This window comes from Nocardia sp. NPDC004582 (assembly GCF_053602115.1).
On the sequence record NZ_JBSGCY010000161.1, the window covers coordinates 1 to 13,908 of the forward strand.

The window sequence follows — 13,908 nt, forward strand, 5'->3', positions numbered from 1 at the left end:
CGCGGTCCGCGCGATCGACCCGCAGCATGCGGCGATGGCGAAACGCCTTGTCGCGCAACTGGGAAGGGACGAGTTGGAGCGGGTCGTGGACGCGCACGCTGGACGGGCGGGCCATCGGCGGCGCGGACGCCGGGAATCCGGTCCGTCTGGATCCGAAGAAGGTGTCGCTGGTCGTCGTCGAGGTGACCAACAAGTCGTCGAGTTCGGTCTCGATCCGGCGGGTGGACCTGGCCGGGCACGTGCTGGGGCTGAACTTCTATTCCTATTCCACGACAGTCGAATTGACGGTGGGGGCGGGCAAGACCGAGAAACTCACCTACCGGCTCGATCCGGCCGGACTGGACGGGCAGGCGACCGGGCTGATCGGGTCCGACCTGACCCTCATCGGCCAGGACGGCAAGCCGCTCGCGGCCGTGCACACCGTCGTCGACGTACGCGGATCACTGGCCTCGGTGTACGGGCTGTTCGGGATCATCATCGCCGCCCTGACCGGGCTCGCCATCGCCGACGCGGCCTTGACCCTCGCGCGCCACCGGCTCTCGGCCAACCGCTGGCAGCGCGGGCTGCGGCTGCTCGCGCCCGGCGTCGGCATCGGGCTGATGATCGGGTTCACCGGGTCGGTGGCCCGCTGGTGGGTGCCGGGCACCGTGCTGTGGCTGTCGCTGGCCGGGGCGCTGGCCGCGGTGTTCTTCCTGGCCGGATACCTCTCGCCCACACCACGGCAATCCGATGACCTCGGATTGGATCCCGAAGATCTCGCCGCCGCACAGGAACTCGACGCCCGCGGCTTCCCCGCCGGGTCCGGCTCGCCGCTGGGCATCGGGGCGCCCGTCGGGATCGGAGCGCCGCCGGGCGGCGGGGCACGCGGGATGGGTGTGCCGTTCGGGGGCGGCGCGCCGCACGGGATGGGGGCACCCCACGCGAGTGGGGCTCCGATGCCTTTCCCGGAACCGGAACAGCAGGCCGCGGCGGTGGGGCCGAATCCGCCCTACGGAGGCACCTTCCGGGACCTGAGCCCGGTCGGGTCGGGCGGCACCTATCCCGACCTCGATATCCGCGACCGGTCATCGAGTGCGGCAACGGAATTCGTGCCCTACGGGCCCGCCGGATCCGGCACCGCGGCACCACCGGGACCGGGTTCGCCGCAAGGGCCGATGCGGGTCTTCCCGGGCGGCCCCGCGCCCACGCCCGATCCCGCCGCGTTCCAGAGCGGTGAGACGACCCGCATCTCGCGGTCCGGATTCGGCGGCGCGTACCCGGGCGGCGGGCCGCTCGCCTCCGCCATGCTGCCCGACAGCGGCGAAAACGCGACCGTGACAGGCCATTCCCCGCAGTCGGGCGCTCGGCCGGAGGCCGGCGCGGAGACGCTGCTGCCTTCTGGTGGGGCGCCCGCCCTCAGGAAGCCGGGCGGAACGGGTCCGGGCGGAACCGGTGAGCAGACCGCCGGGTATCCGGCGGGTGTGCGGAAGCCCGGCACGCCCGACCCGGACGACGAGCCGACGCTACGCAGCAACCCCGGAGAACCCGGATTCCGGTCGGAGGGCACGGGGAGATGAGCGCGGGAAACCTCAGCGACGCCGATGTGGCGCGCGTGCGGGCCGCGCTGCCCGGGTACGCGATCGGCGGGCAGATCGGGCGCGGCGGGTGCGGGGTGGTGCTGGCCGGGGTGCACCGCGGACTGAACCGGCGCGTCGCCATCAAACAGATCCCGCCGCACTTCGCCGACGACATGCAGGTGCGGCGGCGCTTCGTCGACGAGGCCCGGGTGATGGCGGCGCTCGACCACCCGCACGTGGTGCCGGTCTACGACTACATCGAACACGACGACCTGTGCCTGCTGGTCCTGGAATACCTGCCCGGCGGGACCGTCGAGAACCGGTTCATCACCGCGGGATTCGAGGCCACCGCCGCCGTCGCGGTCGCGCTGTCCTGCGCGGCCGGGCTGGACGCGGCGCACCGCAGCGGCATCCTGCACCGCGACGTCAAACCCTCCAACCTGATGTTCGCCGCCAACGGGGCGCTCAAACTCACCGACTTCGGCATCGCCAAGATCGTCGGCGGCGAGGACACCCTGGTGACCAAGGCGGGCGAGATCATCGGCACCCCCTCCTACATCGCCCCCGAACAGGTTCGCGGCCAAGGGCTCTCCCCGGCCACCGACGTCTACGCGCTGGCCACCATGCTCTATCAGCTGCTCTCCGGAGTCCTGCCCTTCCCGACCGGATCCGACGCCCTGGCGCTGCTCTTCGCCCACGCCTACTCCGACCCGGTCCCCCTCACCGAGGTCGCGCCCTTCGTCCCCCACGCCATCGCCGAGGCCGTCATGCGCGGCCTCGCCTCCGACCCCGCAGAACGCTACGACACCGCCGAAACCTTCGGCGTCGCCATCGCCGAAACCGCGGCGCACTTCTGGGGCACGAATTGGCTGACCCCCGTGGGTATTCCGGTCATCGGCGCGGACACCATCATCGCGGCGGCGACGGGCGGGCCCCGCGGACCCGCCGCGCCGCACACCCCGCCTCCGGGACAGCCGGACCCATTCACCCCGCCACCTGGTTACGGACGGCAGCCGGGGACGCGGTCCAGCCCTGGGATGCGCTCCGGACCGGGGGTGCAGCCCGGGCCCGGAATGTCTTCAGGCAATCCGATACCACCACTCGGCCAAGCGATATCCGCGTCCGGTCCGGCGAGACCGCCGCGCGGTTCGCAGCCCGGACCCGGGACCCCGCCGCCGGGCGCGCGGACCCGCGGTACCGGATCCGGGCCGATAACACCAGGGCCACAACCGATCCGGTCGCAGCCTCCACCCGACATCAGTGCGGGCGGCCCGATGGCATCGGAACAGACGCGCCGATCGCCCAGCGGCGGAGGCGGGCCGTCAACACCGTTCGGGGCGGCGGGCGCGGGCGAGAATGCCTCCCGCGCCGCGACTCCCGCCGATCGCAGGTCCGCGCCGACAATGCGGGCCGGGCAAGGACCGGGGACAACGCCCGGTCACGGTGGAACACTGCCGCCGACCGCACGGGGAGGGATGCCTCCGGCGGGCCGCGGTGGTGCGGGGAGCTGGGGACCGGTTCCGGGACACGGAGATGGCGGAATGCGGGACGACCGCGGGACCGCGGGGAGGCCGCCCGGCCGACCCGCAGGGGCTGCCGATGTCAGCGCGTCCGGTGGCGCGGCGGGCAGTCAAGGGGGCGGTGCCGCCAGCGGATTCGGAAACCCGCGCGCGGCCTCGGGGGGCGGGGCCGGGGCGGGAGCGACCTTGCCGATGGAGCGGATTCGGCCTCGGGAGCCGATTCAGCACGGTGGGGTGCGGCTGGTGGAGGTGGCGCGAGCGGATCTGGTGCCGGTGCAGCGGGTGGTGACCTTGCCTTCGCCGCGGGTGCCGTTTCTGGTGGCGGGGCTGCTGGCTGTGGTGACCGGTGGGGCGGCGGTGCTCGGGATCGGGGCCGTTGGGCGGGAGGCGCCGCCGGTGGGGATGGTGCGGATCGGCGGGGTCGATCCGGCCGCTGAGCCGGTGGTGCTGGATTTGTCCAAGCCGGTTCCGATCACGGTGTCGGGTGGGGTGGCCGACGGCGCGAAGCTGTCGGTGAATGTGCTCGGGCTGAAGGCCGGGGGCCAGGAGACCACGCTGTCGGGTGGCTCGGGGGAGGCGGCCGCGCCGGTGAACCGGTATGTGCTGGCCGGACGGTTGACCGGGGAATTGTCGTTGTCGCGCAATGGGTCCGAGACCGCCGACTACCGGTTCGGGGTGCGGACACAGCAGCCCGCGACCACCACGGCCACCGGCGTCGGGCTGGCAGTGCTGCTGTTGTTCGCGGCGGCCTACGCCGAATCGAACGCGCGGACGCTGCGGCGCGGCAGTGCCCGGTTCGCGTCCACGGTCGGGCTGGCCATCAGTACGGGATTGCTGGGGGTGGCGGCCGTCGGCGCGGCCTGGGTGCTGCTCGGGCGGGAACCCACCCTGCTCGGCGTGATCGCCTGTGCCGCAGGCGGTGCGGCGACGGGCCTGGCGCTGGCCACCGGGTGCGGGCGGGTCGGGAAGCGGTACCGGTATGTGCGGGTGCAGCGACTACGGGAACGCGCCTGAGGGGCGCGGGCGGACGCGAGCGGGTTCGGACGCGGGACACCGCGCAGCGACGGTAGACACAGCGCCGCAACAGTGAACGCAGCGCCGCGACAGCAGCGCCGCGACAGTGAACGCAGCGCCGCGACAGTGAACGCAGCGCCGCGACAGTGAACGCAGCGCCGCGACAGTGAACGCAGCGCCGCAACAGTGAACGCAGCGCCGCAACAGTGAACGCAGCGCCGCGACGGTGAACGCAGCGCCGCGACGGTAATGGCGGGCCGGGAAGCCGGCGATATAAGCACGAGCGCGGCGCGATCGGCGGCCGCGTCGGGGAAGGGGTGGGAACATGACTGGTCGGCCGGTCATCGAGATCCGCGAATGGGGACGGCCCGCGCGGCGGCGCATGCTGGACGGGCCCATCGTGTTCGGACGCGACGGCAGCCACGAAGTGCTCGCCGACGGCGGGGTGTCCCGGCAGCACCTGCGGCTGGTGCCCACACCCACCGCGCTGTCCGTGGTCGACCTGGGCAGCCGCAACGGCACCACCGTGAACGGGGTGGCGCTGACCGGGCGGCGCGAACTGATGACCGGCGACGTGGTGCGACTGGGACGTTGCGAGATCCTGGTGCTGCACATGCCGACCGCCGAACCCGACGGCTTCGACGGGTCCGAGACCGTGCTCGGGCCCTCGGGGGTGATTCCCCGGCCACCCGGCGCGGAACCGACACCGCCGCCGGGCTGGGTGGCGGTCGCCAACCGGGTCCTCGGTATCGACCCCACCGGGCAGCGGAACCTGTTCCCCGCCTTCACCGAACTGGCCGGCCGCATCCCCTTGCGGGTCTGGCAGGCCGTGCGCGTCCTGAGCATCACCGCCTACCTGGCGCTGATCATCACGCTGTTCGTGCGGCCCGCGGGCGGGCTGTTCGTCTTCTTCAAGATCGTCGTGCCGCTGCTGCCCGGGCTGTTCCTGATCGCACCGGGGTTGTGGCGCAACACCTGTCCGCTCGCCGCCACCAATCAACTGCCCAGGCTGTTGCGCTTCACCCGCGGAGCCACCGCGCCGGCCTGGCTGCAGCAGCGCGGGTATCTGATCGCGGTCGCCCTGTTCTTCGGCATCGCCGGATCCCGGGTCGCTGGACTGGACCGCAGTGGAATCGCCACGGGCATAGTGCTTTCCACGGTGCTGCTGGCCGCCTTCACCGGCGGCATCGCCTTCAAGGGCAAGAGCGGCTGGTGCAGCAGCATCTGCCCGCTGTTCCCGTTGCAGCGCGCCTACGGGCAGACGCCGTTCGTCACCATCGCCAACAATCACTGCCGGCCGTGCCTGGGGTGCGCCAAGAACTGCTTCGACTTCAAACCGCGGGCCGCCTACCAGGCCGATATGGCCGACCCGGATCCCGGCTGGAGCGCGCCGCGCAAACTGTTCGCCGCCGCCCTGCCCGGGTTCGTGCTCGGGTTCATGGTGCTGGCCGGATATCCGGGTGTGGCGGTGCCGCAACGGTATCTGGCGCTCGGGGCGGCCGTGCTGGTCGCCGTCGGCGTCTACTTCGCGGTCGAGGCGCTGACCGGGGTGAGTGCGGCATTGCTGTCGGCGGTGTACGCGGCGATCGCGTTGAACGGCTTCTACTGGTTCGCGGGGCCGGTACTGCTCGGGGCGTTCACCACCGTCACCGGTGTCGGCCCGGTGGCGTGGTTGCGCTGGCCGATCAGCCTGTTCGTACTGGTGGCGACGCTGTTGTTCCTGGCCCGCACCCGGGTCAGCGAACTCCAGTACGCGCTCACCACGGGCACGCGAACCGAACCCGTGCTGCTGCCGTTCCCGCGCCCGCGCGAAGCCGAAAAGTCCACGGCCCCCGGCCCTTCGGTGGAGTTCGACGGCCGCACCGTGGCCGCCGAGATCGGCGTGAGCCTGCTCGACCTCGCCGAGAAGGCGAACCTGCCGCTGGAGTCGGGCTGCCGCATGGGCGTCTGCGGCGCGGACCCGGTCGCCATCCTCGACGGCGGCGACAAACTGTGCGCACCCACCGGCGACGAACGCAACACCCTGCGCCGACTCGGATTCGCCGACAACACCCGCATGGCCTGCTGCGCGCGCATCAACGAAGGCGGCGTGCGCGTCTCGCTCACCCCGCAGCCCGGCCACGGCACCGGCGACCGGCCCGCCCACTTCGACCGCTCCCTGGTGAGCCTGGTCGTCATCGGCACCGGCATCGCGGGCGTCACCGCCGCCGACTTCCTGCGCCGCGGCCACCCCGACTGCGAGATCCACCTGGTCGGGCGGGAATCCCACGACTTCTACAACCGCATGGGCATCTCCCGGCTCATCCCCGGCCGCTCCGCCATGCAGGGGCTGTACCTGCAACCCGAGCAGTGGTACGAGGATCATCGGATCACGCCGTGGCTGAACACCCTTGTCACACACCTGGATCCGCGCGCCCAGCGGGTACACCTCGGCACCGGCGACGTACTGCCCTACGACCGGCTGATCCTCGCCACCGGCGCCTCCGCCGCCCTGCCCGAGATCGAGGGCCTGCACCGGCCGGGCAGCTTCGTGCTTCGCGAGGCCGGGGACGCGCTCAACATTCGGGCCTATGCCCAGCAGCGGTCGTGTACCCGTGCCGTGGTCGCGGGCGGCGGCCTGCTCGGGCTCGAAGCCGCGTACGCGCTGCACCAGCTGGGTTTGCGGGTCACCGTGCTGGAGCGTGGTGCCCGGCTGTTGAGCAAGCAGCTCGACGCGCGTGCCTCCGCCATGGTCGCCGACCACCTCACGCGGGCGCGGATCGAAGTCCGGTACCGGGCCGAAACAGCCGCGCTGACCGGCGATTCCGGCACCGGTGGACCCGGCGGACCTATCGGACCCGGCGGATCCGGAGGCCTGGGTGGACCCGGCGAACCCGGCGGATCGAGATGGCTGGGCGGGCCGGGAGGATCTGGTGGGCTGGGTGGATCTGGTGGGCTGGGCGGGCCGGGTGGATCTGGTGGGCTGGGCGGGCCGGGTGGATCTGGTGGGCTGGGCGGATCTGGCGGACTGGGCGGGCCGGGTGGTTCCGACCGGCACCGGGCCGACCCGGTGCGCGGCGTCGTTTTGAAGGACGGCACCGTCCTGCCCTGCGAGGTCTTCCTCACCGCCACCGGCATCAAGCCCAACACCGACCTGGCCGTGCGCGCCGGAATCCCGTGCCGCCGAGGAATTCTCGTCGACGACCGGATGCGCACGGCGGCGCCCAACGTGTACGCCGCCGGTGACGTCGCCGAACACCGCGACCGCGTCCTCGGCCTGTGGCCCATCGCCGCCGAACAGGCGCAGGCCGCCGCCGTCAACGCGCTCGGCGGACAGCAGGTGCTCACCGCGGAGACCCCGGCCACCATCCTCAAGGGCGTCGGCCTGGAACTGTTCAGCATCGGGCGGGTCGAACCCGAGCAGCACGACGAGGTGATCGTCGTCGACGGCTCGCCGCGGCCCTCCTACCGCCGCCTGATCCTGTCCCAGGGCCGGGTGGTCGGCGCGATCGTCCTCGGCCATCATCCGACCGATGTGGCCGCCGCCCAGCAGGCCGTCCGCGCCCGCCTGCCGATCCCGCCGCACGCCCGCAACGCCCTCCAGCACGGGGACTGGTCAGCGCTGCAGTGAGCTCACGTCGGCGCCGCAGTGAGCTCACGTCGGCGCTGCAGTGAGCCTCACGTCAGCGCTGCAGTGAGCCTCACGTCAGCGCTGCATGGAGATTCACGTCAGCGCTGCACCGAGATTCACGCCGTCCGGTAAGTGAGGATCCGCTCGCCGATCCGCAGACTCCAGCCCACCTTCAACTCCATCGGCTGCTGACCCACCCGAACCCAGTCCGCCGCACCGGGAGCCGCCACATAGGTGCCGCCCGGTGTGCCCGCGTCCCGCACGAACACCTGCCCCTTCTCGACGAACACGCGCGCGTGCACCCGGGACACATGGCGGTCGCGCGCGATCACGATGGGCGAGGCCACCGCCCGCCGCACCGCCTCGTCGATCATCGGATCACGCCCGATCACATACGGCCGATCCAACGGATAGGTCTCACCCTCCGCACTGGTGAGCGAGGCGCCCGGACCCGCCAGCGTCGACGTGGACGGCGGCCCGCCCGCGACCCGCGTCTCGGCGACCTCGACCTCCGGCGTATAGGCGGCCGTCGGCGGCTGATCCTCCGGATCCGGGCGATCCTCCGCCCGCCCGGCGGGCTTCGACGCGGCCGCCGGCTTCTTCGACAGATCGGGGCCCCCGGCCCGCGGCGTATCGGGGCCACCGACCCGCGGCGTCGTCGCGGCGTTCCGCGGATGCGCCGGTCCAGCCTTGGGCATCGAATCGGCCGCCGACGCCGAAACCGGCTGCACACGACCGGCTTCCGCGCCGGCCGAGGCCCCAGCGGCGAAGAACCCGGCCTGCGACCGCGAGGGCGTGGGAGCCCGCCGCGTCACATCCACATCCGGCCCGGCACCTGGTTCGGGCCGGTGCGGCGTCGGTGGCCCGGAGGCATGTTGAGTAGGAGGTGTGGAGGCGTGCTGAGCGGGTGGCGTGGACGGGTGCTCAGCGTGTGGTGCGGATGCGTGCTGAGGCGGGGGTGTGGACGACGAGTGCCGCGTGGGTGCGGGTACGTGCTGACTCGGCGGCGTGGACCCGAGCTGAGTCGGCGGTGTACTCCCGTGCTGGGCCGCGTGGGCAGATGCGTGCTGGGTGGCCGGAGCGGACGCCCCGACGCCACCCGCCGCGCTTGAACCACCCGTAGCGCTTGAACCGGGCGTCGCGCTTGGACCGGGCGTCGCGCCTGAACCTGGTGTGACGACTGGACCGGATGGGTGTTGGTGCGCCGAGCCGGATGTGGCCGAGTGGTGATGTTCGGGGGTGCGCTGGTGCGGGGGAGTGGACTCCGGCGCGGGGGTGTGCGCGGACGCGGCGTTCGGTGTGGAGTCGCCGCCGCGCTGGGGCGGGAGTCCGGAGACGGGAGCGTGCAGGACGACGCCGCCGCCGGGGACGACGCCGGCGCGCAGGTCGGTGTGCGGGGTCTCGCCGGTCGCGCCGCCCGCGGACAGGGTGAGGCCGCGGACGGGGTCGCGGATGATCTCGTCGGCCCAGGTCATGGCGCGTTCGCCGGAGAGCACGCGGTGGCCCTCGGGGCCGTCGACGGTCGCGGTGACCGGGCCGCGCAGCAGGATCAGGATGCCGCCCGCGGTGGGGGCGACGACGCCGAAGGCCGGGGGCTGGGCACTGCTGCCGGCGAAGACGGTGGCGGCCAGGCGCTGGGCGATGGCCATGCCCGGGTCGGCCGCGCCCGCGGCGGTTTCGGCCGTGCCGAGAATGCGGTCCGTGGACGGGCTCTCGCCGTGCAGGACGATGACCACGTTTCCGAACCGGGCGACCAGTCCGGCCCCGGGTATCACCCCGACCGTCGTCGGAATCCGACCCATGCGCGCCTCCCTCTCCCCGCGCTCGGAACATCGCAGCCAAGCATATGACCGTTCCACACCCGTGCCTATGGGAGTTCCACCGCCGCGCACACGGCCAGTTCCACCGCCGCACACACAGCCAGTCTCACCGCCGCGCAGATGGCCAGTCTCACCGCCGCGCAGATGGCCAGTCTCACCGCCGTGCATATGGCCAGTCTCACCGCCGTGCATATGGCCAGTCCCGCCGCCGTGCACATGGTCAGTTCCATCGCCGTGCACATGGTCAGTTCCATCGCCGTGCATCCGGCTGTTCCACCGCCGCACGGCGACACGTGATCGGGCGGATTGCGGCAATGCCGCCCGAATCCGGGATCCGGGGGCCAGGATCGAGGCATCGTGCCGGGGCACTCGGCCCCGGCGCCACCCGATGAGGACCGAACCATGACGGGCTCGATCATCAGGACCACCACCGCCTCGGCGGCCGCCCTAGCCACCGCCGCCGCGCTCGCCGCCCTGGCTGCTCCCGCCGGGGCCACCGGCACCCGCGTCGGCATCGACCCGGGCATCAGCTTCGGCCCCGCCACCAACTACGGCACCGGCTGCAGCTACGACATCGACGGCATCGTCGACGACCCGGTCACCCCGGTCGTCTTCTACGACAACAGCGTCCCCTTCGCCGTAGCCAGCCCTTCCGGCTCCCTGGCCCAGACCCGCTGGACCCCCACCACCCCCGGCCCCCACCGCCTCCAAATCTGGCAACACCACCCCGACTCCCCCGACGTCTTCCCCTACGTCGACATCCAGGTAGGCACCGGCCTCCCCACAGGCTCAGGCTGCGCCGTCCCCAACTGACCCGTCGAGTGGCACACCCTGGAGGCCGAATCGGGCAAATCCTCTCCAGGGTGTGCCACTCGGTGGTTAGAGGAGGGCGGCCAGGGCGGCGGGTTCGGCGGCCTGGCGGTCGGTGTCGACCAGGCCGATGCGGGTGCGGCGGTCGAGGAGGTCGGATTCGTCCAGGGCGCCCTCGTGGGTGACCGCGTAGGCGAATTCGGCGGCGGTGACGTCCATGCCGGGTGCCACCTCGGCGGCCAGCGACGGATGCTGGTGTGCCAGTTCGAGAATCGCGGTCGCCTCGCTGCCGTAGCGTTCGACCAGGCGCGGCGGGGCCGGGATCGCGTCGCGCTCGGCGCCGGAGACCGCGCCCACCAGCGGCAGGGCGCGAGTGCGGCAGGGGCCGGCGGAGAGCCGTGCGTGGCCGACGGCCGCGTCCACGGCGTCCTCTGCCATCTTCCGGTAGGTGGTGAGCTTGCCGCCGACCACGGTGATCACGCCGGTGGGGGAGGTCAGCACCGCGTGCTCGCGGGAGATGTCGGCGGTGCTGTCGTCGCCGGTGCGCAGCAGCGGCCGCAGGCCCGCGAAGCTGCCGCGGATATCGCTGCGGCGCAACGGCTCCCGCAGCACCGTATTGACCGTGTCGAGCAGGAAGTCGATCTCGCCCTCGGTGGCGTGCGGGACATCCGGCACCGGGCCGGGCGCCTCCTCATCGGTGAGGCCCAGGTACACGCGATTGTGCGCGGCCGGGAACGCGAAGATGAAACGGCTGGTGCTGCCCGGGATCGGCACGGTCAGCGAGGCGGTCAGACCGCCGAACGCGGCCGCGTCGAACACCAGGTGGGTGCCGCGCGAGGGCCGCAATTCGATGCTCGGATCCACCCGATCAGCCCACACACCGGTGGCGTTCACCACCGAACGCGCTGTCACGGAAAGGGTTTCACCGGTCAGCGGGTCGCGCAGCGTGGCCGAGCTGCCGGTGACGTCGACGGCCTCGACCCGGGTCAGCACGGTCGCGCCCTCGCGCGCGGCGGTGCGGGCGATGGCCACCACCAGGCGCGCGTCGTCCACCAATTGCCCGTCCCAGGCCAGCAATCCGCCGCGCAGACCCTCGCGGCGCACGGTCGGGGCGAAGCGCAGCGCCTCCGCGGCCGCCACCCGCCGCGAACGCGGCAGCACCGACGCCGGGGTCCCGGCCGTCCGGCGCAGCACGTCCCCGGCCAGGAATCCGGTGCGCACCAGCAGCTTCTGCGCCGCGCCGATGCCCGGCAGCAGCGGCACCACCTGCGGCAGCGCCCGGGTCAGGTGCGGTGCGGTGCGGGTGAGCAGGATGTCGCGCTCGACCGCGCTCTCGTGCGCGATCCCGACCCCGCCGCTGGCCAGGTACCGCAACCCGCCGTGCACCAATTTCGAACTCCAGCGGCTGGTGCCGAACGCGAAGTCGTGCTTCTCCACCAGGACCGTGCGCAGCCCGCGCGCCGCCGCGTCCAGGGCCACGCCGACGCCGGTGATCCCGCCGCCGATCACCAGCACGTCGATCACGGACCCGTCGCCCAGCGCGGTCAGCTCCCGCTGCCGCCGCTCGCGATTGAGAGCGGAACTGGACGGAGCTGAATTGCTGGTCATGTCAGGGCCTTTCGTGGCGGTGTCGATGGAAGGGAATGAGTCCGTGGCGTCGCGCCGCCCCGGTGCCGATCCGTCCGCGGATCCGGCGCCCGCTCCGCGTCCGCGCCGATCCCGTCCACGTGGGCGGCCTCGGTGCGCGCGATCCGGTCGCCGGACGCGTTCATCGCGGGCCGGAGTCGCTGTGGGCGGGCGCGAGATAGCCGTGCAGGGCGTGGGTCAGTTCGGCGTCGAGGTGGTCGCTGTCGATCACCACCGCGAACGCGGAGGCGGACTGGACCGCGGATTGGGCGATGAGCAGCAGCATGGCGGCCAGGTGCGCGGGATCGCCCGCGCGAATGGAGTTGTCGGCCTGGCCTTCCCGGATGCCCTCGGCGAACAGGTCGATGAGGGCGCGCTGGTTGCGGCCCAGGCGTTCGAAGACGTAGGTCTGCATGACGTCGGCGTCGGCGCGGAAGATCTTGGCGAACAGCGGGTTCCGCCGGATCATGGAACCGCCGCCGACGATCGCGCCGACCAGGCGTTCGCGGGCGGTGCCCGAGTTGGGGGCGGTGTCGGCGATGATCTCTCGCAGTTCCCGCACCAGCAGGTCGGCCACCAGGGAACCGGTGTCGGGCCAGCGCCGGTACACGGTGGGCCGGCTGACGCCCGCGCGGCGGGCCACCTCGGTCAGGGTGGTGCGCCGGACGCCGTATTCGGCCACGCAGGCGCGCGCCGCGTCCAGGATCGCCCGGTCGACGGCGGAAGATGGTTCGGTAGAGCTCATGGTTGCCACCATGGGAGAGTAGTTGCCGTTACTGCTTGACATTCTATGTCACACTGTAACGCATGGTCGACACACAAGCAGCTTCCGCATCCACCGAAAACTCGGGCGAGCCGCAGGTCCGCCCGAGTATGGTGTGGGACGCCTGGGGCTCCCCGGCCGGACACAAACCACTCTCCGAGCAGATCCGGGGACTGCTCACGCAGGTTTTCGGGGTGTCCGGTGAGCCGGTGACCCGTCGCGATGAGGGCGACGTGCCGCTGCGCGCCTCCGCACTCACCCCGGAACAGCACGCCGGGCTCGTCGCGGTGGTCGGAACCGAGCACGTATCCGTCGACCACCGCGACCGGCTGCTCCGCGCGGGCGGCAAATCCACCCCCGACCTGCTGCGCCGCCGCACCGACGGGGAACAGGACGCGCCCGACGCCGTCGTCTTCCCCGCCGATCACGACCAGGTCCTCGCGGTCCTGAAGTACTGCGCCGCCAACGCCATCGCGGTCGTCCCCTTCGGCGGCGGCACCAGCGTCGTCGGCGGCCTCGATCCCGCGCGCGGCGGCTTCGGCGCCGTCCTCGCCGTCGACCTGCGCCGCCTCGACGCCCTCACCGACGTCGACCCGATCAGCGGCACCGCCACCCTCGGCGCCGGCCTGTCCGGTCCGCAGGCCGAGGAACTGCTTGCCCGCCACGGCCTTTCGCTCGGCCACTTCCCGCAGAGCTTCGAATACGCGACCATCGGCGGCTTCGCGGCCACCCGGTCCTCGGGTCAGGCCTCGGCCGGATACGGGCGCTTCGACGACATGATCCAGCGCTTCCGGATCGCTACTCCCGCGGGCGATCTCGACCTGGGCCGCGCCCCCGCCTCCGCCGCCGGACCCGATCTGCGCGAACTGTTCTCCGGCTCCGAGGGCACGCTCGGCATCATCACCGAGGTCACCCTGCGCGTGCACCCGGTCCCCGAGACCACCGGCTACCAGGCCTGGTCCTTCCCCGACTTCGCCACCGGCGCCAACGCGCTGCGCGCGGTCATCCAGGCCGGGGCCGCCCCGACCGTCATGCGGCTGTCCGACGAGGCCGAGACCGGCCTGAACCTGGCCCGCGCCGGGGACATCGGCGGCGCGGCCGTCGGCGGCTGCCTCGCCGTCACCACCTTCGAGGGCACCGCCGCGCACGTGACCGCCCGCAGCGCCGAGGCCGCCGCCCTGCTGGCCGC

General features: G+C 72.6%; 9 protein-coding genes. 6 read left to right on the forward strand and 3 right to left on the reverse strand.

Annotation, left to right across the window (positions count from 1 at the left end; genetic code table 11):
- From ACWELJ_RS29655 to ACWELJ_RS29665, 3 genes are all read left to right on the forward strand, one after another.
- Positions 1–1,556: hypothetical protein (locus tag ACWELJ_RS29655; RefSeq protein WP_452369410.1), on the forward strand; the 1,556-nt coding region annotated here is incomplete at its 5' end.
- Positions 1,553–4,090: a protein kinase domain-containing protein gene (locus ACWELJ_RS29660; protein ID WP_452369411.1), complete on the forward strand. Its 2,538-nt coding sequence runs from the start codon at positions 1,553–1,555 to the stop codon at positions 4,088–4,090. The genes ACWELJ_RS29655 and ACWELJ_RS29660, both read left to right, overlap by 4 nt.
- 325 nt (positions 4,091–4,415) lie before the next feature.
- On the forward strand, positions 4,416–7,700 hold the full coding sequence (locus ACWELJ_RS29665) for an FAD-dependent oxidoreductase (protein ID WP_452369412.1): 3,285 nt from the start codon (positions 4,416–4,418) through the stop codon (positions 7,698–7,700).
- A 116-nt stretch (positions 7,701–7,816) separates the two neighbouring features.
- Here the strand turns inward: ACWELJ_RS29665 and ACWELJ_RS29670 are convergent, their stop codons facing one another.
- Positions 7,817–9,502: an FHA domain-containing protein gene (locus ACWELJ_RS29670; protein ID WP_452369413.1), complete on the reverse strand. Its 1,686-nt coding sequence runs from the start codon at positions 9,500–9,502 to the stop codon at positions 7,817–7,819.
- 138 nt (positions 9,503–9,640) lie between these two features.
- Between ACWELJ_RS29670 and ACWELJ_RS29675 the strand changes: the two genes are divergently transcribed.
- A complete protein-coding gene (locus ACWELJ_RS29675) occupies positions 9,641–9,817 on the forward strand; it encodes a hypothetical protein (RefSeq protein WP_452369414.1) in 177 nt (58 codons plus the stop codon).
- Between the two features lie 105 nt (positions 9,818–9,922).
- Complete coding sequence (locus ACWELJ_RS29680) at positions 9,923–10,333, forward strand: hypothetical protein (protein WP_452369415.1); 411 nt, start codon at positions 9,923–9,925, stop codon at positions 10,331–10,333.
- A 66-nt stretch (positions 10,334–10,399) separates the two neighbouring features.
- Here the strand turns inward: ACWELJ_RS29680 and ACWELJ_RS29685 are convergent, their stop codons facing one another.
- Together ACWELJ_RS29685 and ACWELJ_RS29690 are read right to left on the reverse strand one after the other, a co-directional pair.
- Complete coding sequence (locus ACWELJ_RS29685) at positions 10,400–11,938, reverse strand: glycerol-3-phosphate dehydrogenase/oxidase (protein ID WP_452369416.1); 1,539 nt, start codon at positions 11,936–11,938, stop codon at positions 10,400–10,402.
- A gap of 160 nt (positions 11,939–12,098) precedes the next feature.
- Positions 12,099–12,701 carry a TetR/AcrR family transcriptional regulator gene (locus ACWELJ_RS29690; protein ID WP_452369417.1) on the reverse strand — a complete coding sequence of 201 codons (603 nt, stop codon included), beginning with the start codon at positions 12,699–12,701 and terminating at the stop codon, positions 12,099–12,101.
- Positions 12,702–12,763: 62 nt separating this feature from the next.
- Here ACWELJ_RS29690 and ACWELJ_RS29695 point away from each other — a divergent pair.
- The coding region (locus tag ACWELJ_RS29695) for an FAD-binding oxidoreductase (RefSeq protein ID WP_452369418.1) at positions 12,764–13,908 on the forward strand (1,145 nt) is incomplete at its 3' end.